Here is a 23,805-nt window from a genome sequence, read left to right on the forward strand (position 1 = left end):
AGCACCCCCATGAGGATATGTTCTGCATTTGCCGTGCTGTCTGTCGCCCTGTTGCTGCAAGGTTGTATTGGCGTCGCTGCCGTTGGCGGCGCTGTTGCCACCAAGACCGCGACCGACCCACGTACGGTAGGCACGCAGGTGGATGATGGTACATTGGAAGTCCGTGTCTCTAACGCCATCAGCAAAGATCAGCAGTTATCCAAAGATGCACGCATCGTAGCGACCGCCTATCAGGGTAAAGTGTTGCTGACCGGGCAAGCCCCCACCACCGATCTGGCCAGCCGGGCAAAACAGATAGCCATGGGTGTGGATGGTGCGACAGAAGTCTATAACGAGATCCGTAAAGGCACCCCGGTCTCCATGGGCACCGCCTCTATGGATACCTGGATCACCACTAAAGTTCGCTCCCAGTTGCTTGCCACTGATACGGTAAAATCATCCAACGTGAAAGTGACGACCGAGAACGGTGAAGTCTTCCTGTTGGGTCTGGTCACCCAGCGCGAAGGGCGTTCTGCTGCTGAGATTGCCAGCAAAGTGAGTGGCGTGAAACACGTGACAACGGCGTTCACCTTCCTGGAATAACCGCTCGTCGTAGCAAGAAAAGGGTGCCTCGGCACCCTTTTTCATTTTCTGGCACCTGAATTACGCGCTGGGCGCACTGGCCAACGATGAGAGCAGCCAAACGTCGCGGCGCGTCTCTTGACCAATTTCGCCGCCGACATCCTGCTTGTCACGCGTCATACCGGACAGGAAGGTGGCAAATCCGGCTTTTTCAATGCGGTTACGGTAACGCGTATTGCCCTTGGCCTCATCCACCCGCAGCATCAGGGGAATTAATCGCGCACTTTTCTGATCGAACGATTTGTAAGGCCAGCGATTATCTTTGTCCAGATAAGGGGCCAGGAAATTAAAAGCGTTAGTGATACCGCTACCCTGCGGCGTGCGATAGCGCCACAGATCTTCGCCCACTTTATCGGCCAATACCGCCATGTTGGTAATGGCTTGCAGGTTGAAGTAGCTGTAGTGGAAGGAACGGGTGCGAGAAAGCTCTTCCGGCTGCGCGCCGTCATCCTGAATCTGGTGATTCAGCTTGGTACGCTGTAGCGCGGCCATCGCAGAAACAACGTCTTTCTTGCCGAGATACCATGCGATACCGGCCACCTGCGCGGCGTACCAGCTACCGTGGTTATTCTTCGCTTCCGATTCCCGCTTCGCCAGCTTGCTGGTCTGCAACCACTCCAGATAGGACGTCATCCACTCATGCATCTGCGTGTCATCCTCTTTTTGCCACCCTTGGTAGCCGCGCAGCATAATCAGTGCATCCACAATCCGGGTGGAAAAGTAACGTCCATCAAGCACGCCTGCCCCGCGTCCTGGCGCAATGCCGGGTACACCCTGCGCAAAATCAAGATTGGGATTCATTCGGGTTTCAGGATCGATAAACCAGGTGCGAATAAGCGAAATCGCCTTATCGGCATAGGAGGCGTTATCAGAGAAGTACCAAGCTAACGTCAGCGTGTACACCTGATCGGTAAAATCTTCCAACCGAACGCCGTCGATGTCATCACTCTTGCTGACAGGGTTTATAACGCCGTCACGGCGCACCCAAGGCAATCCATTAGATTTGTTGCTATCGGGCCACCAGTAGACGCTGAGGCTCATATAATCGTGTTTAGAGCCACTGGGTGGTGTCATCCCCTTTTCCGTTACGCTCGGATTGGGTTTGTTGAGCGCTTTTTCTGCCTGAGCGATCAGTTCAGTGTAAGCGAGTCTCGTTTGCGGTTTCTCAGTGCCCTGCCGCAGCTGTTGCTTGACCGTCGTCAGCACCGACTGTTGCAGAAACGCGTAGGGATCGTCGTGACGTTCCTGCGCCTGTACCTGCATGACAACACCGCCAATAACCCACAGCATCAGCGCACACACGCATGCCAGCCTGTTAAACATCACCACTCGCATAACTTCCCCTTTCAACGATAGTCAAACGCACGAACGGCACAGGGCAAGCCAGCCTTCAACGCAATCCGTTCATCCGTAAAAACGCTTCGCCCCCTATCTGGGACATTTGACGTAATATCCACTGCTGGCGTTGACTCACATAGCGTGATGGCGCATTAACCCGAAAGCGAATCGGATTCGGCAACACGGCCGCCAACAGCGCCGCTTCACCGGCCGTCAAGCGGCTGGCAGGCTTGTTGAAGAAGTGCTGCGCCGCCTGCTGCACGCCGAAAATCCCCGGCCCGAACTCCACAATATTCAGGTATACCGTCAAAATCCGCCGTTTGGTCCAGACCAGTTCAACGCCTACTGTGATACCTGCTTCCAGCCCTTTACGCAACCAGCTTCGTCCATCCCACAGAAACAGGTTTTTCACCATTTGCTGCGTGAGCGTCGAGCCACCGCGCACCCGCGCGCCGTCACGCTCATTGTGCGCCAGCGCCGCCCGGATGGCCGCCATATCAAACCCGGCATGCTCAGGGAATTTCTGATCTTCTGCGGCAATCACCGCCAACGCCATCACGGGCGCAATCTCATCCATTGGCACCCATGTCGAGCGCGCAACGTAGGCAAAATCACCGCTCAGCCAGGCGCTCACCTGCCGCTCCGCCATCACGGCAGAAAACGGAACCGGCAAAAACGCGAATAGAAAAATCCCCGCCAGCCACAGGCCAAGCAACGAGAGGACGCCGCGAATTACCCAGCGTTTTATCCCAGGGATCACACCGCGTTTTTTGCCCCACCCTCTCATTCGGTAAAGCCCAAAACACGTTCAACCAGTTTATCGATGCCTTTGGCCGCCTCGCTAATCGAGTTCGCCAGCATGTAAGCCGGTGTCGTTACCACTTTGTGTTGTGCATCAACCACAATATCATCCACCGGACAAACAATGTGCGTGCCACCCATTTCTTCTATACATTCCGCGGTATCAATATCATTTCCAATTGTAACTCTCACCGACTCCCCCAGCAGTTTTGGCAACAGCGCCGGCGCGATGCAAATAAAACCAATTGGTTTGTTTTGCTTATAAATTTCTTGCGTGAGTAACGCCAATGATTCATCAACCTGACACGCCGCGCCTTCGGTCGCGAAATCACTCAGGTTCTTCGCCGCACCAAAACCGCCGGGAACGATTAACGCATCCAATTGGCTGGCATCCGCCTGCGACAGTGGTTGGATGTTGCCACGGGAGATACGCGCGGACTCGACTAAAATATTGCGACTCTCATCCGTTACTTCACCCGTCAGGTGATTAACCACATGAAATTGCGGCTTATCTGGCGCAAAGCATACCGCCTGAGCCCCCGCACGATCGACAGCAAGCAGCGTCAGCACTGCTTCGTGAATTTCGGCGCCATCATAGACGCCGCAACCGCTCAGAACGATGCCGACTCGTTTCATCATATTTTCCTTCATTTCATTACATCAACTAATTGATTTTTTGATTGACAAACACTAATCTACATCACACATTTTAATGATTCTTGTAACAAAGATTTCTGCATTTGCTATTTTGTTGCTTGAGCGGTTCGTCACCTTACGACGTTGCGAATACTCGCACCTGCTAACTGAAACTGCTGATAATTATCAAGCAGGTGCATAGTTTCCCTGGTGTTGGCGCATAATTCGCGCACCCCGGCCTCGGTCGGGGTCATTTTTTTTAGGCCCCTGAAAATCCTTTTCGCCCACACGTTCACACTGCCCACACCGCGATTTATCGCACCGCGTTGGCGTGCACCCGCTATTTGCGGGCGCGTTTTTCCTGTTCAGCTACCCAGGCTTTCAATACGTCAATATCGTGCTGCCAGTCGTGTTTCAGTTCGTCAATCCACTCCTGCACATTGTCCCACCAGGCGGGCAGCGTCGTGGTCTGGATTTGCTGCGCCACCTGCTGTAGATGACGCAGCCCAACGGAACCGGCGGCCCCTTTGATTTTGTGCCCTTCTTCAGCAATGCCTTTCTGATCGCGCGCCGTCATGTTGGAATCCAGCACGGCAAGATAACCGGGCATCATCTGCTCAAACATGGCAACGCTCTGATGAATCAGCGACGGTCCGACCAAATCCAGATATTGTTGCAACATGGGAATATCAAGCAATGTTTCTCGAACCGGTTCCTGTTTGGCGTCGTCCGCCACAGCCTGCTCAGGCTCATCCTGATAATCCCAATACTGTTTAATTACCGCGGTTAATGCAGGCACCGCCAGCGGTTTGCTAAGCACATCGTCCATACCGGCATCGAGATACTCTTTTTTATCGCGCAGTACGTTAGCCGTTAAAGCAATCAGCGGCGGCAGGTTTTGTCCGGCATATTTTTTACGCAACTCACGCGCCACATCCAGCCCGGTCATGTCCGGCAGTTGGATATCCAGCAGCACCAGATCGAATTCGTCTGGATCGAACATCGTCAGCGCGTCCTGTCCGGTCATCGCCACTTCCACGCTGCTGCCCAGTTTCTCCAGCACCGAACGTGCGACCACCACGTTCAGTTCGATGTCCTCCACCAGCAGCACGTTGAGCGCAGGTAACGGCAACTCATCTTCTCCGCCGACGATCACCTCATCTTCCAGCGCCGGGGCGGTAACGGTCAGCGTAAAGCAAGAGCCTTTACCCTGGGTACTGGTGACATGAATATCACCGCCCATGTTCTGCGCCAGACGCTTGGAAACCGCCAGGCCGATGCCAGTACCGGTCGCCGGTTTACCGCCATGTTTGTCTTTTACCTGATAGTACATGGCAAAGATTTTCTCCAACTCATCTTCGGGAATGCCCATGCCGGAGTCTTCGACATCAAAACGTAACTGATCGCCCGCGTCGTGCCAGACACGCACCACGATGTTCCCTTTCTGGGTAAATTTCACCGCGTTGCTGAGCAGGTTCCACAGAATCTGGCGCAGACGCGTGCCATCGGTAATCACCCGCTGTGGCAACGGCGGATGTTGTTCAACCACCAGTTGCAACCCTTTAGGCTGCGCCAGCAAACCGCCCAGGTTTTCTAAATCCACCAGGAAGCCAATAAAATCAATAGGCTGATTATCCAGTTGCACCTTGCGGCGCTCCTGCTTGTCCATCTCGATCACGTCGTTAAAGATATTGCCCAGCGTGATGGCGCTGACATGCAGGGTTTTGAGGTATTTTTCTTGTTCCGCATCCAGATGCGTATCGAGCAGGATGCGGCTGAGGCCAACAATGCCATTAAGCGGCGTACGAAGCTCGTGGCTGATTGTTGAGATGAAAGTGGTCTTTTCCCTACTGGCGTTCTCTAACGCGTCCTGGTAGCGCTTACGCTCGGTTATATCGCGTCCAAAGCCCATTAGCCCGTGTCGTTTGCCCATTCGGTCGTAGAAAGGCACCTTGCGCAGTTCAAAACAGGCTTTGCGCCCGTCGGGATAGACCAGCCACTGTTCATAGGTGAGTGACACATTGTGACGGAACACTTTCTCATCCGTTTCCATCACTTTTTCCGCTACATCGGGGGTGTAAACATCTTTTGGTGTCAGGCCCACCAGTTGTTTCTGGCTGCGGCCCAACAGCAGTTCCATGGCGCGGTTACAGCCGGAAAACTCTTTATTTTCATTGCGGTAGTACACCAGATCCGGCGAGGCATCGAGAAACGATCGTAACAGCGCAGATTGCTGCTCCAGTTCCACCTGCGCCTGTTCGCGTCCGGCAATTTCCTCTTTGAGCTTGCTCAGCATCATCAAGCGCGCCTCTTCCGCTTTTTCGCGATCGGCAATCTCCTGATTGAGCTGGGCAATATTGCCCTTGAGCTGCTCGTTCAGCGTCTGGTCGCGCAGGCGCATCTCCTCCAGCTTCGCCACCAGCTTAGCCAGACGTTGGCGCGACTCCTCCAACTGATCCACCACCACGGAGAGGAAATAAACCGCCCAGGGGGTGATTAACAGGCCAAAAAACACGGAACGAACCACATCGATGTCTTCGACCTTGCCGGTCAGCAGTAGCGTGACTGCCATCTGCACGGCCATCGCCAGCAGGACCAGCACCGAGGCCAGCAACAGTGAAAAACGCACCAGCCCGAGCTTTACCATCAAATCGACGTAGTACTGCGCCAACAACCGGATCTGCTTCATAGAGAATTCCCTTGGATACCCACCGCGCCATCATAACGTAAAACCCAGCACGATGCGGTGAGACAATCACCACAACGCGTTAACATTATCCGAGGATAACCGGTTGATATGGCTGACCGAGCGCAGAGCCTTGCACCCCGTGCGCCTGAAGGTATAAATCCAATTCCACCATTCCGGTCCAGCGGTTTTCGCACCATAGCGGAGCCAGCAGCGTCGGTCTCCGGGCGCTGGCAGAAATACGGTGGAACACTATCTCGGGTGGCGTGTGGCGAATCATCTCGCCCGCCGTGGCGACGTAGGTGTCCAGCGGCAATTCGCAGAGGCGTCCGGCGCGCCAGGCCTTAGCCATAATGCTACCGTCAACGATATGCAGAGGGTGAAGTTTGATACCCTCAACGCCGGTATCCACCACGCGTTGCAGCGTCGTCATGCAGTGCTCGGCATCCTCGCCCGGCAATCCGACAATCAGGTGGCAGCACACGCGCAAACCGCGTTGATGCGCACGCTGCACCGTTTCCTGATAGCAGGCAAAATCGTGACCGCGATTGATACGATGCAGCGTTTTATCCCAGGCGCTCTGTAGCCCCAGTTCCAGCCACACCTCATAGCCTTGCGCGTGGTAACCCGCCAACAGATCCAGCACGCTGTCCGGTACGCAATCGGGGCGCGTGCCCACGCACAGGCCAACGATATCAGCTTGTTGCAACGCCTCCTGATAGAGCCGATCCAACATCTGCACTTCGCCATAGGTGCTGGTATAGGCTTGAAAATAGGCCAGATAGCGCTTAGCGCGATTGACTTTGCCCGCCTGCGTGCTGAGCTGATCGGCGATGCTTTGGCGTTGCATGGTCTCATCGGCAAAAGAGGCCACATTGCAGAATGTGCAACCGCCCCGCCCGAGCGTACCATCCCGATTTGGGCAGTTGAATCCGCCGTGCAGCGTCAGTTTATGAATCTTTTCACCATAACGACGTTGCAAATCCCCGCCAAACATATTGATTAATTTTTGCAATTGCATATTCTAACCTACCCCCTGAGGGAAAGCAGACTACCCTTCTCTTCCTGCGTTCGCGATGACCGCGATCAATCACGCACACCCCAATGAAATGCATTTTTATTCGCTTTTAGTGAAAACAAACTCACATCCACGCTGATTAAAATTTCTAATCCCTTACGCTCGCGTCATGAAAAGATGAAGCGTTACTTAAAAAGAGTTTCATTAAATCTAAAAGTAGATATCCGCAGCAGAATATTCTATAACGTAGAGATAACGCAGCAGGGTGACGAGATGTTCACGCTTTTGCATAGTGATACAGCTCACACTTCATTCGGTCACCAACGTGCAGCCTAACGAGGATTTTTTCAAAAAAATCATTTATTTTCATAATCATAACTAAAAATTATCCCTTAATCGCACATTTTGCATTGATATTTGACCTGAACTGGCTTTCTCGCTAATTTGGGAGTCCGCTGGAAGCTTTCCCGACGAGTCCGCGACTCGTCATATTTATGCAGTTAGAAAAGAAAGACTCCCTCTTAAAGCAAGTCATAGTCCACTTGTAAGACCGTCACGAGAGGCCGAAGAAGAGAACGGCAGGATGCGCGACCCCGTCATCCGCCACCGTTCAACGCCACGGTGCCGAACGAAGTAGGTTGTGAGAGTCACACAGAGCCTGGGGAGGTTCACTGAGATATGTTGTACGATGCATCCCAAGAGAGAGACAACTGTGGTTTCGGATTGATCGCCCATATAGAAGGTGAACCGAGCCACAAGGTCGTGCGTACTGCGATTCACGCACTGGCCCGTATGCAGCACCGTGGCGCGATCCTTGCTGACGGCAAGACCGGCGACGGCTGCGGCTTGTTATTACAAAAACCCGATCGTTTCTACCGACTGGTGGCCGAAGAGCACGGCTGGCGGTTGGCGAAGAACTACGCCGTGGGCATGATGTTCCTCAATCAGGACCAGGATCTGGCCCGTGCCGCGCGTCGCATTGTGGAAGAAGAACTGCAAAATGAAACCTTGTCCGTACTGGGATGGCGTGAAGTGCCCACCAACCCGGACGTGCTCGGTGAAATTGCCCTCTCCTCACTGCCGCGCATCGAACAGATTTTTGTCAACGCCCCGGCGGGATGGTCGCCGCGCGATATGGAACGCCGCCTGTTCATGGCGCGCCGCCGTATTGAAAAGCGTATTCAGGATAAAGAATTCTACGTCTGTAGCTTCTCCAACCTGATCAACATCTATAAAGGTCTGTGTATGCCGGCGGATTTGCCGCGCTTTTACCTGGACCTGGCGGATTTGCGTCTGGAATCGGCCATCTGCCTGTTCCACCAACGCTTCTCCACCAATACCGTGCCGCGCTGGCCGCTGGCCCAGCCGTTCCGCTATCTGGCGCACAACGGTGAAATCAATACCATTGCCGGTAACCGTCAATGGGCGCGGGCACGTGCCTACAAATTTAAAACGCCGCTGATCCCCGATCTGCAAGATGCCGCACCGTTCGTTAACGAAACCGGCTCTGACTCCAGCTCGCTGGATAACATGCTGGAGCTGTTCCTGAGCGGCGGGATGGATATCGTGCGCGCCATGCGCTTGCTGGTGCCGCCCGCCTGGCAGAACAACCCGGACATGGACCCGGAACTGCGTTCGTTCTTCGACTTTAACTCCATGCACATGGAGCCGTGGGACGGCCCGGCCGGTATCGTCATGTCCGATGGTCGCTATGCTGCCTGTAACCTGGACCGTAACGGCCTGCGCCCGGCGCGCTACGTCATCACCAAAGACAAGCTGATCACCTGCGCCTCCGAAGTGGGGATTTGGGATTATCAGCCGGACGAAGTGGTGGAAAAAGGCCGCGTTGGCCCCGGCGAACTGATGGTTATCGATACCCTCGAAGGCCGCATTCTGCACTCCAACGAAACCGACAACGACCTCAAAGGCCGCCACCCGTACAAAGAGTGGATGGAACGCAACGTCAAGCGTCTGGTGCCGTTTGAAGAGCTGCCAGACGATCAGGTTGGCAGCCGTAAGCTGGATGACAGCCTGCTGGAAACCTACCAGAAGCAGTTCGGCTACAGCAGCGAAGAGCTGGACCAGATTGTGCGCGTACTGGGCGAAAACGGCCAGGAAGCGACAGGCTCAATGGGTGATGACACCCCGTTTGCCGTGCTCTCCAGCCGTCCACGCATCATTTACGACTACTTCCGTCAGCAGTTTGCGCAGGTGACCAACCCGCCGATCGACCCGCTGCGTGAAGCGCACGTGATGTCGCTGGCGACCTGCATTGGTCGCGAAATGAACGTCTTCTGTGAAGCCGAAGGACAGGCGCACCGTTTGAGTTTCAAATCGCCAATCCTGTTGTACTCCGACTTTACGCAGTTGCTCACCCAAGACCAACAGCACTACCGCGCGGAAACGCTGGATCTGACCTTCGATCCGCGCGAGAAATCATTACAGCAAACCGTTGAAGCGCTGTGTGAAGAAGCCGAGCGCAAAGTACGCGAAGGTGCCGTGTTGCTGGTGCTTTCCGACCGCGCCATCAGTGAGCACCGTTTACCGGTTCCGGCACCGATGGCAGTGGGTGCGATACAACACCGTCTGGTGGAAAAGAGCCTGCGCTGCGATGCCAACCTGATTGTTGAAACCGCCAGCGCCCGCGATCCGCATCACTTCGCCGTGCTGCTGGGCTTCGGCGCTACGGCCATCTATCCGTATCTGGCGTATGAATCACTGGCGCGACTGGTGGATAACCACACCATCGAGAAGCCTTACCGCACCGTAATGCTCAACTACCGCAACGGCATCAACAAAGGGCTGTACAAGATCATGTCCAAAATGGGCATCTCGACTATCGCCTCGTACCGTTGCTCCAAACTGTTTGAAGCGGTGGGCCTGCACAGAGAGCTATCAGCACTCTGTTTCCACGGGGTGGTAAGCCGTATTGGTGGCGCCAGCTTCGATGATTTCGAGCAAGACCTGCAAAATCTGGCGAAACGCGCTTGGCTGAAGCGCAAAACGCTGGAACAGGGCGGCCTGCTGAAATTCGTTTACGACGGTGAATACCACGCCTATAACCCGGATGTGGTTAACAGCCTGCAACAAGCAGTGAAAAGCGGTGAGTACAGCGACTATCTGGAATATGCCAAACACGTCAACGAACGCCCGGTAGCGACGCTGCGTGACCTGCTTGCCATCAAACCGCAGGAAGGCGTAGCGATTCCGGTTGACGACGTAGAACCGGCCAGCGAGCTGTTTAAGCGCTTTGACACCGCCGCCATGTCTATCGGCGCACTGAGCCCCGAAGCCCATGAGTCTCTGGCGGAAGCCATGAACACCATTGGCGGTAACTCCAACTCCGGTGAAGGTGGTGAAGATCCGGCGCGTTACGGCACCAATAAAGTGTCACGTATCAAGCAGGTGGCTTCTGGTCGCTTCGGTGTGACTCCTGCTTATCTGGTCAACGCTGATGTGATTCAGATTAAAGTGGCACAGGGGGCTAAACCGGGTGAAGGCGGTCAGTTACCGGGCGATAAAGTAACACCATACATCGCCAGATTGCGCTACTCCGTGCCGGGCGTAACGTTGATTTCACCGCCGCCGCACCACGATATTTACTCTATCGAAGACTTGGCACAGTTGATTTTCGACCTGAAGCAGGTCAACCCGAAAGCGTTGATTTCGGTCAAGCTGGTTTCCGAGCCGGGCGTGGGCACCATTGCGACTGGCGTAGCCAAAGCTTACGCCGACCTGATCACCATCGCCGGGTATGACGGCGGCACCGGTGCCAGCCCGCTCAGCTCAGTGAAATATGCGGGCTGCCCGTGGGAACTGGGGCTGGTAGAAACCCAGCAAGCACTGGTGGCTAACGGCTTGCGCCACAAAATCCGTCTGCAAGTGGACGGCGGTCTGAAAACCGGCGTTGATATCATCAAAGCGGCGATTCTGGGTGCAGAAAGCTTCGGCTTCGGCACCGGCCCGATGGTCGCACTCGGCTGTAAATACCTGCGTATTTGCCACCTGAACAACTGCGCGACCGGCGTCGCCACGCAGGATGACAAGCTGCGCCGCGATCACTACCACGGCCTGCCAGAGCGTGTGATCAACTACTTCAACTTTATTGCCCAGGAAACTCGTCTGCTGATGGCGGAGCTGGGTGTGAGTCAACTGGTTGATTTGATTGGTCGTACTGATCTGCTGGTGGAACTGGATGGCTTCACCGCCAAACAGAACAAGCTGGATCTCTCTGCACTGTTGCAAACCGCGCAGCCGCAGCCGGGCAAAGCGCTGTACTGCACCGAAAGCAACCCGCCGTTTGATGATGGGCTGTTGAACAAGGCGCTGCTGTCTCAGGCACAACCGCACATTGCAGCGAAACAAAGCAAAGCGCTCTACTTTGATATCCGCAACACTGACCGTTCCGTCGGCGCAACGCTGTCCGGTGCTATTGCCGCACAGCACGGCGATCAAGGGCTGGCAAGCGACCCAATCAAAGCCAACTTCTCCGGCACTGCCGGACAAAGCTTCGGCGTATGGAACGCAGGTGGCGTCGAACTGACCTTGACCGGCGACGCCAACGACTATGTGGGCAAAGGCATGGCGGGCGGCTGCATCTCCGTGCGTCCCCCGGTTGGTTCCGCGTTCCGCAGTCATGAAGCGAGCATTATCGGCAACACCTGTCTGTACGGTGCTACCGGCGGCAAACTGTTTGCCGCAGGCCGTGCGGGTGAACGTTTCGGCGTGCGTAACTCCGGTGCTATCACCGTGGTGGAAGGCATCGGCGACAACGGCTGTGAATACATGACGGGCGGTATCGTCTGCGTATTGGGCCGCACCGGCGTCAACTTTGGCGCAGGCATGACCGGTGGTTTCGCCTACGTACTGGATGAAGATGGCGAGTTCCGTAAGCGCGTCAACCCTGAGCTAGTGGAAGTGCTGTCGGTCGACGATTTGGCGATTCACGAAGAGCACCTACGCGGCCTGATCACCGAACACGTGCAGCACACCGGTTCGCAGCGCGGCGAAGAGATCCTCGCCAACTGGCCGGTCTGGGCATCGCGTTTCGCGCTGGTGAAACCCAAGTCGAGTGATGTGAAGGCATTATTAGGGCATCGTAGTCGTTCCGCAGCCGAATTGCGGGTTCAGGCGCAGTAAGAGGGCATTATGAGTCAGAACGTTTATCAATTTATCGACTTACAGCGTGTTGATCCGCCGAAAAAGCCGTTAAAGATTCGCAAAATCGAGTTCGTAGAAATCTACGAACCCTTTTCCGAAAGCCAGTCCAAGGCGCAGGCAGACCGCTGCCTCGCCTGCGGTAACCCCTATTGCGAATGGAAGTGCCCAGTACACAACTACATTCCCAACTGGCTGAAACTGGCAAACGAAGGGCGCATTATCGAAGCGGCTGAGCTGTCACACCAGACCAACAGTCTGCCGGAAGTGTGTGGACGCGTTTGCCCACAGGACAGACTGTGTGAAGGTTCCTGTACGCTCAATGCAGAGTTTGGCGCGGTCACCATCGGCAATATCGAACGCTACATCAATGACAAAGCGATCGAAATGGGCTGGAAACCCAACCTGTCTCACGTGAAGCCCACCGGCAAGCGGGTTGCCATCGTGGGCGCGGGCCCGGCGGGGCTAGCGTGTGCTGACGTGCTGGCACGCAGCGGTGTGCAGGCGGTGGTGTTTGATCGTCACCCTGAAATTGGCGGTTTGCTGACCTTCGGGATCCCGGCCTTCAAGCTGGAGAAAGAAGTGATGATCAAACGCCGTGAAATCTTCAGTGAGATGGGTATTGAGTTCCAACTCAACACCGAGATTGGCAAAGACATTGCGCTCGAGACCCTGCTCGCCGATTACGACGCGGTATTCCTGGGCGTCGGCACCTATCAGTCCATGCGTGGCGGATTGGAAAACGAGGACGCGCCGGGCGTGTACGACGCGCTGCCGTTCCTGATTGCCAACACCAAGCAACTGATGGGCTTTGAAACTACGCCGGATGAACCCTATACCGACATGAGCGGCAAACGCGTGGTGGTGTTGGGTGGCGGTGATACCGCGATGGACTGCGTGCGTACCTCTGTGCGCCACGGTGCAACCCACGTAACCTGTGCCTACCGCCGTGATGAAGTCAACATGCCCGGCTCCAAGCGCGAAGTGAAAAACGCGCGCGAAGAGGGCGTGGAATTTCTGTTCAACCTGCAACCGCTCAGCATTGAAATCAACGGTGCCGGTAAAGCCTGCGGCGTAAGAATGGCGCGTACTGAACTGGGTGCGCCGGATGCCAATGGCCGCCGTCGTCCTGAAATCGTCGAAGGCTCCGAGCATGTGCTGGAAGCAGACGCGGTGATCATGGCGTTCGGTTTCCGTCCGCACAAGATGGACTGGTTAGCGAAACATGGCGTGGATCTCGACAGCCAAGGGCGCATCGTGGCCCCGGAGCAGAGCGAGAGTGCGTTCCAGACCAGCAACCCGAAAATCTTCGCCGGTGGCGATGCGGTACGCGGTTCCGACCTGGTAGTGACCGCCATTGCCGAAGGCCGCAAGGCCGCGGATGGCATCATGAACTATCTGGAAGTGTAATCAGAACGCTATCCATCAAGGCGGCGCAAGCCGCCTTTTTCTTGTGCGCACGATGCGGATGATTTAGCTATTGCTATTTCATCACGCCCCCCTGCCGCAAACGGTTATCGATTTTTATCAATGTTGTTGCCATAAAAAAGGGGCATACCGACGGCTGCCCCTTTTCTGTGAATGTGATTATTTCACCACACGTAACGATGGTCGCCCACCGCGCGGCGGCGGATCGTCATCAGGCGAATTAGTCTCCGCCACACTGTCTTGTTGCTCGTTATCCACAACCGACATCACCACGCCCGGCGTCAATGCCTCACCCTGCGTATCCGTGAGGTTATCCAGCTCATAGGCGGGCTCTGGCTCAAACATGGTGCCAGCGCCGTTTTCTCGAGCGTAAATCGCCAACACAGCGGCCATCGGGACATAAACCTGACGCGGTACGCCCCCAAAGCGGGCGTTAAAACGCACGCTGTCATCAGCCAACTCCAGGCCACCTACCGCACGCTGTGCGATATTCAGCACTATCTGCCCATCGCGGGCGAATTCCATTGGCACCATTACGCCCGGCAGCGATACATCAACCACCAGATGCGGCGTTAATTGATTATCCAGCAGCCAGTCATAAAAAGCCCGCAACAGATACGGACGGCGCGGAGACAGTTGAGACAACGCCATACAGGTTTAACCTCGGGTGTGCAAACGGATTTCACGCTCAGCTTCGGTCAACGATGCCAGGAAAGCATCACGTTCGAAGACGCGCGTCATATAACCTTTCAGCTCTTTCGCCCCTGCGCCCGCCAATTCGATACCCAGCAACGGCAAACGCCACAGCAGCGGAGCCAGATAGCAATCGACCAGGCTGAACTCTTCGCTCATGAAATAAGGCGCTTCATTGAACACAGGTGCAACGGCCAGCAACTCTTCGCGCAGTTGTTTACGCGCCGCATCCGCCTCTTGTGCATTCCCCTGCATGATTTTTTTCAGGAGAGAATACCAATCGGATTCAATGCGGTGCATCATCAGGCGACTGGTACCGCGCGCCACCGGGTAAACCGGCATCAGCGGAGGATGAGGGAAACGCTCATCAAGATATTCCATGATGATACGAGATTCATACAGCGTCAGTTCACGATCGACCAGCGTCGGCACAGAGCCATAGGGATTGAGGTCAATAAGATCCTGTGGCAGGTTATCCATATCCACCAGCTCAATCTCGACACTCACGCCCTTTTCCGCCAAGACAATGCGAACCTGATGGCTAAAAATGTCGGACTGACCAGAAAACAGCGTCATCACCGAACGTTTGTTGGCAGCGACAGCCATGAAAACCTCCAAGTTTATCGAGAAAATACGACTAATAACTAAACGGCGCTATCCTGCATAGCCCGGAATCACTGTACGTGATTGTCCACAAGAAAAACGTCTGGCGGCATCAACATTCGGGAAAATCGCCGGCTGGCATACAGGCACAAAATCGGCAAATAGTTTACCAGATTTTGTGCGTTCTGTGGTGAAAGAAGCGCAATTTCATTACTAACCCTCAGAAAAGCAGGACTATTTTTTTATCTGAAGAGAGAAAATGCGGGCAAAATTAACCCGATGAGGCGAATACAAGACAAAAAAAACCCGATGCAAGCACCGGGTTTTTTGCGTTGATTTGCAGCGATAAACGCCAGAAATTAACGTTTGGAGTACTGAGGACGGCGACGTGCTTTACGCAGACCGACTTTCTTACGTTCAACTTCACGTGCGTCACGGGTAACGAAGCCCGCTTTACGCAGTTCAGAACGCAGAGACTCATCGTACTCCATCAGCGCACGGGTGATACCATGACGAATGGCACCCGCTTGACCGGAAATACCACCACCTTTAACGGTGATGTACAGATCCAGTTTGCCAACCATGTCGACCAGTTCCAGCGGTTGACGAACTACCATGCGGGCAGTTTCGCGACCGAAGTACTGTTCCAGGCTGCGCTGGTTGATAACGATATTGCCGTTGCCCGGTTTGATGAACACGCGAGCAGCGGAACTTTTGCGGCGACCAGTGCCGTAGTATTGATTTTCAGCCATTGCCTATAATCCCGATTAAATGTCCAGAACTTGCGGTTGCTGTGCCGCGTGGTTGTGCTCGTTACCTGCGTAAACTTTCAGTTTACGGTACATAGCACGACCCAGCGGGCCCTTCGGCAGCATGCCTTTAACCGCGATTTCAATCACACGCTCAGGACGGCGGGCAATCATCTCTTCAAAGGTCGCTTGCTTGATACCACCGATGTGACCGGTGTGGTGATAGTAAATCTTGTCGTTACGCTTGTTGCCGGTTACAGCAACTTTGTCAGCGTTCAGAACGATGATGTAATCACCGGTATCGACGTGCGGGGTGTATTCCGCTTTATGCTTACCGCGCAGACGGCGAGCCAGTTCAGTAGCCAGACGGCCCAGAGTTTTACCGGTCGCGTCAACAACATACCAGTCGCGTTTGACGGTTTCTGGTTTAGCTGTAAAAGTTTTCATTAAAAGCTTACCCAATTTAAGTTACACGTTGGTGAACACCCAAACGCTTCAATAAATTCAGAAATAAAGTGTCGAGGTTCACACGGCATCTAGTCCAGCAAACCTACCCCTTCGAATAGCCATGCCGGCGCGATTAACGTTTCGGGAAAAAAACGTCGTTGTAACGTGGGGTCGCAAGATTATAGAGAAGTCGATAGCAAAGATCGACCTCTTTTCCACCAAAGCGCGATAAATTCCCCGCTACCCGCTCAGGCAAGGTGCGGTTGGCTCAAATATTCTTCACTTTGCATCTCTTGCAACCGCGACAGGCAGCGCTGATATTCAAATTTCAGGTGATCCCCCTGATACAGCGCGAACATCGAGGCTTGTGCCGCGATCACTAGCTTGACCCGCCGCTCATAAAATTCATCCACCAATGCCAGAAAGCGGCGCGCCGCATTCTCCTCTTTGATCCCCATCACCGTCACGTTGTGCAGCAGTACCGTGTGGTAGAGACGTGATAGCGCGATATAGTCATTCTGACTGCGCGCATCAAGACACAGCGTGGCAAAATCGACGGCCAATACCCCCTCGCCCGCGCTGAGCGTCGGCATCGGGCGGTGGTTGATCTCCAGCACGGGCCCCGGTACAGAGAATGCCCGGCCAGACAAGCGTGAGAACATCTGACGCATCTCAGCCTCCGTTTCCGGCGACAGCGGCGTCAGATAGAGATGCGCCTGGGTCAGCGTGCGCAGGCGATAATCGATACCGGCATCCACATTGCGCACCTCGCAGTACTGTTTGATCAGATCGATAGCGGGCAAAAAACGACTGCGTTGCAGGCCGTTGCGATAGAGGTTATCCGGAGGAATGTTGGAGGTGGCCACCAACGTCACGCCACGGGCGAATAACGCACGCAACAGTTCTGCCAGTAACATGGCATCGGTGATATCCGTAACGAAAAACTCATCAAAGCAGAGCACATCGGTCTGCGCCTTGAACCCATCGGCCACCTGCTCCAGCGGGTTCGGCTGCCCCTGTAGCTGATTCAGTTCTTCGTGCACGCGCAGCATAAACCGATGAAAATGCAGTCGCAGCTTGCGCTCTGTGGGCAGGCTCTGGAAAAACAGATCCATCAGCCAGGTTTTACCGCGCCCAACCCCGCCCCACATATAAAGCCCCTGCACCGGGGCCTCCGGCTGTTTATCCGCCAGCCCCAGCCAGTGTCGCCAGCGGGTAAAACGGCCATCGGATGCGGGAGCCGTCTGCGATACTTCGCGCGCTTGTAAGGCCTGATAAATGCCATGCAGCACGGTTACCGTTTGCCGTTGCACCTCATCGGGCTGATACTCGCCCGCCGCCACTGCCTGCTGATAGTGCGCCAGTGGCCCAGCAAGCGGCAGCATTGTCGGTTGTATCATCTCGGGTTCTCCCTTCATCCGTCATTTTCCGAAAAAAAGTTAGTCGTGTTTTATCGCCCGTTAACGGCGATTCGCTCCGCGATCGTCGCATTTTTCCATGATATCACCTGAAATAGATCCCAATTACCTTACAGCGTCGCGTTTCGGGACTCCACTCGGGCGGCGTTAGCGGTTATAGTGGCTATTATGAAGTGAAAAAACCCTACGGGACAACGACGTCGAAAGAGGTGTCTTTATGACTTGGGAGTATGCGCTAATAGGATTAGTTGTCGGCATCATCATCGGTGCTGTCGCCATGCGCTTTGGCAACTCTAAACTGCGGCAACAACAAGCGCTGCAAAGCGAGTTGGAAAAGAGCAAAACCGAACTGGAGACCTACCGTCAGGAGTTGGTGGGCCATTTTGCCCACAGCGCCGAGTTGTTGGACAACATGGCAAAAGATTACCGTCAGTTGTACCAGCATATGGCAAAAAGCTCTAGCAACCTGCTGCCAGATTTGCCGATGCAGGATAACCCGTTTCGCTACCGCTTAACCGAGGCGGAAGCAGACAATGATCAGGCACCGGTAGGCATGCCACCGCGTGATTATTCAGACGGCGCGTCTGGACTGCTGCGCGGTGAGCGCCCGCTGCGCAAATAATTCCCCGCGCACCACTGCGTGAAGGGCAAGATCCTTCACGCAGCCTACATCCCCACGATCCCTTCCCTGCACAATTTGACGATAGTTACATTCCCTTGACGAAAGAACAGTGAACTTTACACGTTATTCACTGGTCGACACTTCACCAGCCGTTTAAGTTTATATATCATCGTTTTATTCATAATCGACATTCTGTCGATGGTTCGCAGGTTGTGAGAGATAATTCAAATGAAGAAAAAATCATTATTATTCAGCGCACTGGCAGTAAGCATGAGCTTGGCATTGTCATCGCTTCCTGCCGCACAAGCCGCCCTGCCCGCCGTGGTGGAGGGTCAACAGTTACCCAGCCTGGCACCGATGTTGGAGAAGGTGTTGCCTGCGGTGGTCAGCGTGCATGTGGAAGGTACGCAAACGCAGCGCCAACGCGTACCGGAAGAGTTTAAATTCTTCTTTGGCCCGAATGCACCGACCGGCAAGCAGAATAGTCGCCCGTTTGAAGGCCTCGGTTCTGGCGTGATTATCGATGCCGCCAAAGGGTATGTGCTAACGAATAACCACGTTATCAACAATGCAGACAAGATCCGTGTCCAGTTGAATGACGGTCGGGAATATGACGCTAAACTGCTGGGGCGCGATGAGCAAAGCGACATCGCCCTGCTGCAACTGAACGATGCCAAGAACCTGCAAGAAATTAAAATGGCGGACTCCGATCAACTGCGCGTCGGGGATTTTGCCGTTGCCGTGGGTAACCCGTTCGGCCTCGGCCAAACAGCGACCTCGGGCATCATCTCCGCGCTGGGCCGTAGCGGCCTGAATCTGGAAGGGTTAGAAAACTTTATCCAGACCGATGCCTCCATTAACCGCGGTAACTCCGGCGGTGCGCTGGTTAACCTCAACGGCGAACTGATCGGGATCAACACCGCGATCCTGGCACCAGGCGGCGGTAACATTGGTATCGGTTTTGCCATTCCCAGCAACATGGCGCAAAACCTGGCGCAACAGCTTATCGAGTTCGGTGAAGTGAAACGCGGCCTGTTAGGCATCAAAGGCAGCGAAATGACCGCCGACATGGCGAAAGCCTTCAAGGTGGAAGCGCAACGTGGTGCCTTCGTCAGCGAGGTATTGCCAAAATCGGCGGCCGCCAAGGCGGGCATCAAGGCTGGTGATGTGCTGACATCACTGGACGGCAAGCCCATCAACAGCTTTGCGGAACTGCGTGCCAAAATCGGCACCACCGCACCCGGTAAAACGGTGAAAATTGGCCTGTTGCGTGAAGGCAAACCGCTGGAACTCTCCGTGGTTCTCGATAATAACACTTCTGCCGCCACCAGCGCCGAGAGCCTGTCTCCGGCCTTGCAGGGCGCATCGCTTGCCAATGGTCAGGCGAAGGATGGCAGCAAAGGGGTACAAATCGAAGACGTCACCAAAGACACACCGGCAGCACAGGTGGGCTTGCAGAAAGGCGATATCATTATCGGCGTTAACCGTGAGCGGGTAGAAAACATCACCCAATTGCGCAAAATTCTGGAAAGCAAACCCAGCGTGCTGGCACTGAACGTAGTGCGTGGAGAAGAAACGATTTACCTGCTGCTGAGATAACGATATATACCCTAAATAATTCGAGTTGCAGGAAGGCGGCAAGCGAATGAATCCCGATGAGCTTACTCAAGTAAGTGATTCGGGTGAGTGAGCGCAGCCAACGCATCTGCAATTTGAAGTATGACGGGTATATACGATAAAATCGGACACGGTACATGCCGTGTCCGCTAATCTCATGTTATCCTCCGCTTACCTATCCACTTCCCTGTACGTTTTATGCTCGCAAAACTTTTTCGCTCCGCCATTATTGGCGCGATCGTGGCGGGAATTCTGCTCGCGATCATGCCGTTGCTACGGTCAAATACCGCACTGTTTTCCCGCTCACACACTATTCAGAGCGAGGATGTGCCGCTTAGCTATAATCAGGCCGTGCGCCGCGCCGCGCCTGCGGTGGTTAACGTCTATAGCCGAGAATCAAGCAGCGAGACCAATGGGGAACTGAATATTCGCCTGCTCGGATCGGGCGTGATCATGAGTGAAAAGGGCTATGTGCTGACCAATAATCACGTGATAAACAATATCGCGCAGTTGGTTATCTCGTTACAGGATGGTCGCGTCTATGAGGCCAGCGTGATTGGCACCGACAAGCTGACCGATCTGGCGGTAGTGAAAGTGGAAGCCGCCAACCTGCCTGTCATTACCATCAATGAGAAACGCACGGCGCACATCGGTGATGTGGTACTGGCTATCGGCAACCCCTACAACCTGGGGCAAACCGTTACTCAGGGCATTATCAGCGCCACCGGCCGTGTGGGTCTAAGCCTGATGGACGGTTCTGGTTCCGGTTTTGGCGGACGTCAGAATTTCCTGCAAACCGATGCCTCCATCAACCACGGTAACTCTGGCGGTGCGTTGGTCAACACGCTGGGCGAACTGGTCGGCATCAACACGCTGACCTTTGATAAAGGCAGTGACGGAGAAACGCCAGAGGGCATAGGCTTCGCCATTCCGGTAGCGCTGGCCACCAAGGTGATGGGAAAACTGATACGTGATGGTCGCGTGGTTCGCGGTTATATCGGCATCAACGGCGCGCAGGCGGAAGGCTTGTCACCGAATAGCACACTGGACGGCAATAAACGGTTGCAAGGCGTGATCGTGATGAATGTCGAACCCGGAGGACCAGCGGATAAGGGCGGCATGAAAAAGGGTGACGTGTTGCTAACCATGAACGGCAAGCCCGCCGTCTCAGTGATTGAAACCATGGATCAGGTGGCTGAAATTCGTCCCGGTAACGCCGTTCCGGTAGTCATTCGCCGTGGCGATCAAGAGATGACGCTATCGGTGACGATTCAGGAGTTTCCTGAGAGCTAACGTTACCAGTATGAGCAGCACCACAGCTGCTCATACTGAAACGGGATTACGCGTCGTTGCCGCTGACACGTTCGATGTTCGCACCCAGCCCACGCAGTTTATCTTCAATGCGTTCGTAGCCACGATCGATGTGATAGATACGATCGACGAGGGTTGTGCCTTCCGCGATACAGCCCGCCAGCACCAGACTGGCTGAGGCACGCAGATCGGTCGCCATCACCTGAGCGCCAGAAAGCGTATCAACGCCGTGGCAGATCACGGTGTTGCTCTCAATCTCCGCCTGCGCACCCATACGAATCAGCTCCGGCACGTGCATAAAACGGTTCTCGAAGATGGTTTCGGTGATAACACCGGTGCCTTCAGCCACCAGATTCAGCAGGCTGAACTGCGCTTGCATATCGGTCGGGAAGCCGGGATGCGGAGAGGTACGCACGGTAACCGCTTTCGGGCGTTTGCCATGCATATCCAGACTGATCCAGTCTTCACCCACTTCAATATCCGCACCGGCATCACGTAATTTTGCCAACACGGCATCCAGCGTATCCGGGCGCGTATTGCGGCACACAATGCTGCCACGAGAGACCGCAGCCGCCACCAGGAACGTACCGGTTTCGATACGGTCCGGCAGAACGCGGTAAACGCCGCCACCCAGACGCTTGACGCCTTCAATAATGATCTTGTCGCTGCCTGCACCGGTGATTTTCGCACCCATGGCGTTGAGGAAGCCTGCCGTATCAACAATTTCCGGCTCGCGCGCGGCATTTTCGATAATGGTGGTGCCTTCCGCCAGCGTCGCCGCCGTCATGATAGTGACGGTTGCACCGACACTGACTTTATCCATGACGATATGCGCGCCCTGTAAACGCCCGTCAACCGTGGCTTTGACATAGCCCTCTTCCAGCACGATCTTGGCACCCAACTGCTCCAGCCCGGTGATGTGCAGATCGACCGGACGCGCGCCAATCGCGCAGCCGCCAGGCAGTGACACCTGACCCTGACCGAAACGCGCGACCAGCGGCCCCAACGCCCAGATAGAAGCGCGCATGGTTTTCACCAGATCGTAAGGGGCGCAAAATACGTTAACGTCGCGGGCATCCACATGCACCGAACCGTTGCGCGTCACGTGAGCACCTAACTGGCTAAGCAGCTTCATCGTGGTATCGATATCACGCAGCTTGGGAACATTTTGGATCTCTACTGGCGCTTCCGCCAGCAGGGCCGCGAACAGGATGGGCAGGGCGGCATTTTTCGCCCCGGAGATAGTGACTTCACCAGTGAGCCGGGTAGGACCCTGCACACGAAATTTGTCCATAGTTAAAGGTTCTCAGCTTGCTAAAAGTATTCCAGGGCGCACTGCTCTCGCTTAAAAGCCGTTCAGCTTACGATCGCGCTGCCATTCTTCCGGTGTATAGGCCTTGATGGAAAGCGCATGAATGCGGTTGTCCGCAATGTACTCCATCAAGGGCGCGTATACGGTCTGCTGCTGTTTGACACGACGCATACCAGCAAAAATATCCCCCACGGCGACGACCTGAAAGTGGCTGCCATCGCCCGTTACGTGGACTTCTTGCAGTGCGAGTGCTTTCATCAGCACCGCTTCGATCTCGTTATTTTCCATCGCTCTCAATTCTGTGTTCAGGGGAGGATTATCAGCCGTGTATCTTAGATGAATACGCCGTTTTCTTAAACAAAGAAATCCCTCTTGGCGTAAGCTAAGAGGGCTGTTTTCATCTATACGCGGGAAAGGTAAAGAAAAAAATCAAACAACAGGAATAATATCGTTGAGGTTATACAGCGCAATCAGCGTTTTTACCCGTTCACTGGCACCAGAAATCACGAAAGATGGCGTTAAACGGCTTTGCTGTTGATAGAGATGCACCAACAGCGCCAACCCGGCGGAATCGACGCGTTCCAGCGCCGCGATATCCAGCGCCTGCTTGCCCTTCAATAAGGTCTCACGCTGCTGCCAAAGTGGCAGCAGGGAATCGCGATCCAAATCGCCGGACAGCCCCAGCGTCGTGTCTTGCGACGTCCAGCGCAGTGCCTCAGCCATTCTTCTGCTCCAGCGTAATCGGCTGACGCGCGGAGGCTTCCAACTGCTTGGTTAACCCATCAACACCCTGTTGACGCAAAATGGCTGCCCATTCGTTTTGCTTGGTGGTGATCATGCTCACCCCTTCAGCAATCATATCGTAAGCTTGCCAGTTGCCGGTCTGGCTGTTTTTACGCCATTGAAAATCCAGACGCACCGGTGGGCGACCGCCGTTATCGATAATGGTCACACGGATAGGAATGATGTCAGCGCTGCCCAGCGGCTGTTCCGGCGCAATCTGGTAGTTCTGCCCGTGATACAGCGCCAGCGCCTGACCGTAGGCCTGCGCTAAATAGGCTTCGAACGCCTTGAAATAGGCATCACGCTGCGCCGGCGTCGCTTCTTTGTAGTAGCGGCCCAGCACCAGCGCTCCTGCATAGCGAATCTGCACATACGGCAACAGCTCTTCATGCACGATTTGACGCAAGTAATTCGGATCCTGCTTGATGCGCGGTTGTTCCGTTTTCAGACGCGTAAAGGTCTTCTGTGCCGCATCGTTCATCAAACGATAAGGGTTAGTTTGATCTGCCGCGCTGGCGAGCGGTGCCACAACCAGCAGTGCCACCATCAGTAAACGTTTTAACAT

20 protein-coding genes are annotated in these 23,805 nt (G+C 54.8%); 6 read left to right on the forward strand and 14 right to left on the reverse strand.

Translation table 11 applies throughout. The features are described 5' to 3' along the window. Positions 1 to 9: 9 nt before the first annotated feature. Positions 10 to 582 (forward strand): division/outer membrane stress-associated lipid-binding lipoprotein, encoded by a 573-nt coding sequence (gene dolP / locus J5224_RS09960; RefSeq protein WP_196908477.1) that lies wholly within the window; start codon positions 10 to 12, stop codon positions 580 to 582. 60 nt (positions 583 to 642) lie between these two features. Here the strand turns inward: dolP and J5224_RS09965 are convergent, their stop codons facing one another. The 5 genes from J5224_RS09965 to J5224_RS09985 form a co-directional block, all read right to left on the reverse strand. Further along, positions 643 to 1,911 (reverse strand): alginate lyase family protein, encoded by a 1,269-nt coding sequence (locus J5224_RS09965; RefSeq protein WP_413544663.1) that lies wholly within the window; start codon positions 1,909 to 1,911, stop codon positions 643 to 645. A gap of 100 nt (positions 1,912 to 2,011) precedes the next feature. After that, positions 2,012 to 2,746 carry a monofunctional biosynthetic peptidoglycan transglycosylase gene (mtgA, locus tag J5224_RS09970; RefSeq protein WP_264625229.1) on the reverse strand — a complete coding sequence of 245 codons (735 nt, stop codon included), beginning with the start codon at positions 2,744 to 2,746 and terminating at the stop codon, positions 2,012 to 2,014. Further along, positions 2,743 to 3,396, reverse strand: a complete 654-nt coding sequence (gene elbB / locus J5224_RS09975; RefSeq protein WP_264625261.1) for an isoprenoid biosynthesis glyoxalase ElbB — start codon at positions 3,394 to 3,396, stop codon at positions 2,743 to 2,745. Before elbB ends, mtgA begins: the two co-directional genes overlap by 4 nt. 340 nt (positions 3,397 to 3,736) lie before the next feature. Continuing rightward, positions 3,737 to 6,085 (reverse strand): aerobic respiration two-component sensor histidine kinase ArcB, encoded by a 2,349-nt coding sequence (gene arcB, locus J5224_RS09980; RefSeq protein ID WP_264625230.1) that lies wholly within the window; start codon positions 6,083 to 6,085, stop codon positions 3,737 to 3,739. A gap of 85 nt (positions 6,086 to 6,170) precedes the next feature. Then, positions 6,171 to 7,103, reverse strand: coding sequence for a TIGR01212 family radical SAM protein (locus J5224_RS09985; RefSeq protein ID WP_264625231.1), 933 nt, complete (start codon positions 7,101 to 7,103; stop codon positions 6,171 to 6,173). 675 nt (positions 7,104 to 7,778) lie between these two features. On the opposite strand from J5224_RS09985, the gene gltB reads away from it, so the two are divergent. Together gltB and J5224_RS09995 are read left to right on the forward strand one after the other, a co-directional pair. Next, positions 7,779 to 12,239 (forward strand): glutamate synthase large subunit, encoded by a 4,461-nt coding sequence (gltB, locus tag J5224_RS09990; protein ID WP_264625232.1) that lies wholly within the window; start codon positions 7,779 to 7,781, stop codon positions 12,237 to 12,239. Positions 12,240 to 12,248: 9 nt separating this feature from the next. Then, positions 12,249 to 13,667, forward strand: a complete 1,419-nt coding sequence (locus J5224_RS09995) for a glutamate synthase small subunit (protein ID WP_264625233.1) — start codon at positions 12,249 to 12,251, stop codon at positions 13,665 to 13,667. Positions 13,668 to 13,844: 177 nt separating this feature from the next. Here J5224_RS09995 and sspB read toward each other — a convergent pair whose 3' ends face one another. The 5 genes from sspB to zapE all read right to left on the reverse strand — a co-directional run bounded on the left by sspB (position 13,845) and on the right by zapE (position 17,577). Continuing rightward, complete coding sequence (gene sspB, locus J5224_RS10000) at positions 13,845 to 14,336, reverse strand: ClpXP protease specificity-enhancing factor (RefSeq protein WP_264625234.1); 492 nt, start codon at positions 14,334 to 14,336, stop codon at positions 13,845 to 13,847. A gap of 6 nt (positions 14,337 to 14,342) precedes the next feature. Further along, positions 14,343 to 14,984, reverse strand: a complete 642-nt coding sequence (sspA, locus tag J5224_RS10005) for a stringent starvation protein SspA (protein ID WP_264625235.1) — start codon at positions 14,982 to 14,984, stop codon at positions 14,343 to 14,345. 356 nt (positions 14,985 to 15,340) lie between these two features. Continuing rightward, a complete protein-coding gene (gene rpsI, locus J5224_RS10010; RefSeq protein WP_195314295.1) occupies positions 15,341 to 15,733 on the reverse strand; it encodes a 30S ribosomal protein S9 in 393 nt (130 codons plus the stop codon). 15 nt (positions 15,734 to 15,748) lie between these two features. Next, positions 15,749 to 16,177: a 50S ribosomal protein L13 gene (gene rplM / locus J5224_RS10015; protein ID WP_196908474.1), complete on the reverse strand. Its 429-nt coding sequence runs from the start codon at positions 16,175 to 16,177 to the stop codon at positions 15,749 to 15,751. A 248-nt stretch (positions 16,178 to 16,425) separates the two neighbouring features. Further along, positions 16,426 to 17,577 (reverse strand): cell division protein ZapE, encoded by a 1,152-nt coding sequence (gene zapE / locus J5224_RS10020; protein ID WP_413544662.1) that lies wholly within the window; start codon positions 17,575 to 17,577, stop codon positions 16,426 to 16,428. A 235-nt stretch (positions 17,578 to 17,812) separates the two neighbouring features. Here zapE and zapG point away from each other — a divergent pair, with 235 nt between their 5' ends. The 3 genes from zapG (at position 17,813) to degS (ending at position 21,127) form a co-directional block, all read left to right on the forward strand. Then, complete coding sequence (zapG, locus tag J5224_RS10025; RefSeq protein ID WP_264625236.1) at positions 17,813 to 18,217, forward strand: Z-ring associated protein ZapG; 405 nt, start codon at positions 17,813 to 17,815, stop codon at positions 18,215 to 18,217. Positions 18,218 to 18,445: 228 nt separating this feature from the next. Next, positions 18,446 to 19,816, forward strand: coding sequence for a serine endoprotease DegQ (gene degQ / locus J5224_RS10030; RefSeq protein ID WP_264625237.1), 1,371 nt, complete (start codon positions 18,446 to 18,448; stop codon positions 19,814 to 19,816). A gap of 216 nt (positions 19,817 to 20,032) precedes the next feature. Beyond that, positions 20,033 to 21,127, forward strand: a complete 1,095-nt coding sequence (gene degS / locus J5224_RS10035; RefSeq protein ID WP_264625238.1) for an outer membrane-stress sensor serine endopeptidase DegS — start codon at positions 20,033 to 20,035, stop codon at positions 21,125 to 21,127. A gap of 46 nt (positions 21,128 to 21,173) precedes the next feature. Here the strand turns inward: degS and murA are convergent, their stop codons facing one another. The 4 genes from murA to mlaC form a co-directional block, all read right to left on the reverse strand. Further along, positions 21,174 to 22,439, reverse strand: a complete 1,266-nt coding sequence (gene murA / locus J5224_RS10040) for a UDP-N-acetylglucosamine 1-carboxyvinyltransferase (protein WP_264625239.1) — start codon at positions 22,437 to 22,439, stop codon at positions 21,174 to 21,176. Between the two features lie 51 nt (positions 22,440 to 22,490). Continuing rightward, entirely contained in the window at positions 22,491 to 22,745 is a 255-nt protein-coding gene (ibaG, locus tag J5224_RS10045) for a BolA family iron metabolism protein IbaG (protein ID WP_264625240.1), read from the reverse strand. Between the two features lie 141 nt (positions 22,746 to 22,886). Further along, the gene (gene mlaB / locus J5224_RS10050) at positions 22,887 to 23,180 is read right to left on the reverse strand and encodes a lipid asymmetry maintenance protein MlaB (RefSeq protein ID WP_264625241.1); all 294 of its coding nucleotides are present in this window, start codon (positions 23,178 to 23,180) and stop codon (positions 22,887 to 22,889) included. Next, on the reverse strand, positions 23,173 to 23,805 hold the full coding sequence (gene mlaC / locus J5224_RS10055) for a phospholipid-binding protein MlaC (protein ID WP_264625242.1): 633 nt from the start codon (positions 23,803 to 23,805) through the stop codon (positions 23,173 to 23,175). The genes mlaB and mlaC overlap by 8 nt, the downstream gene beginning before the upstream one ends.

It is taken from the genome of Candidatus Symbiopectobacterium sp. NZEC135, assembly GCF_025962695.1.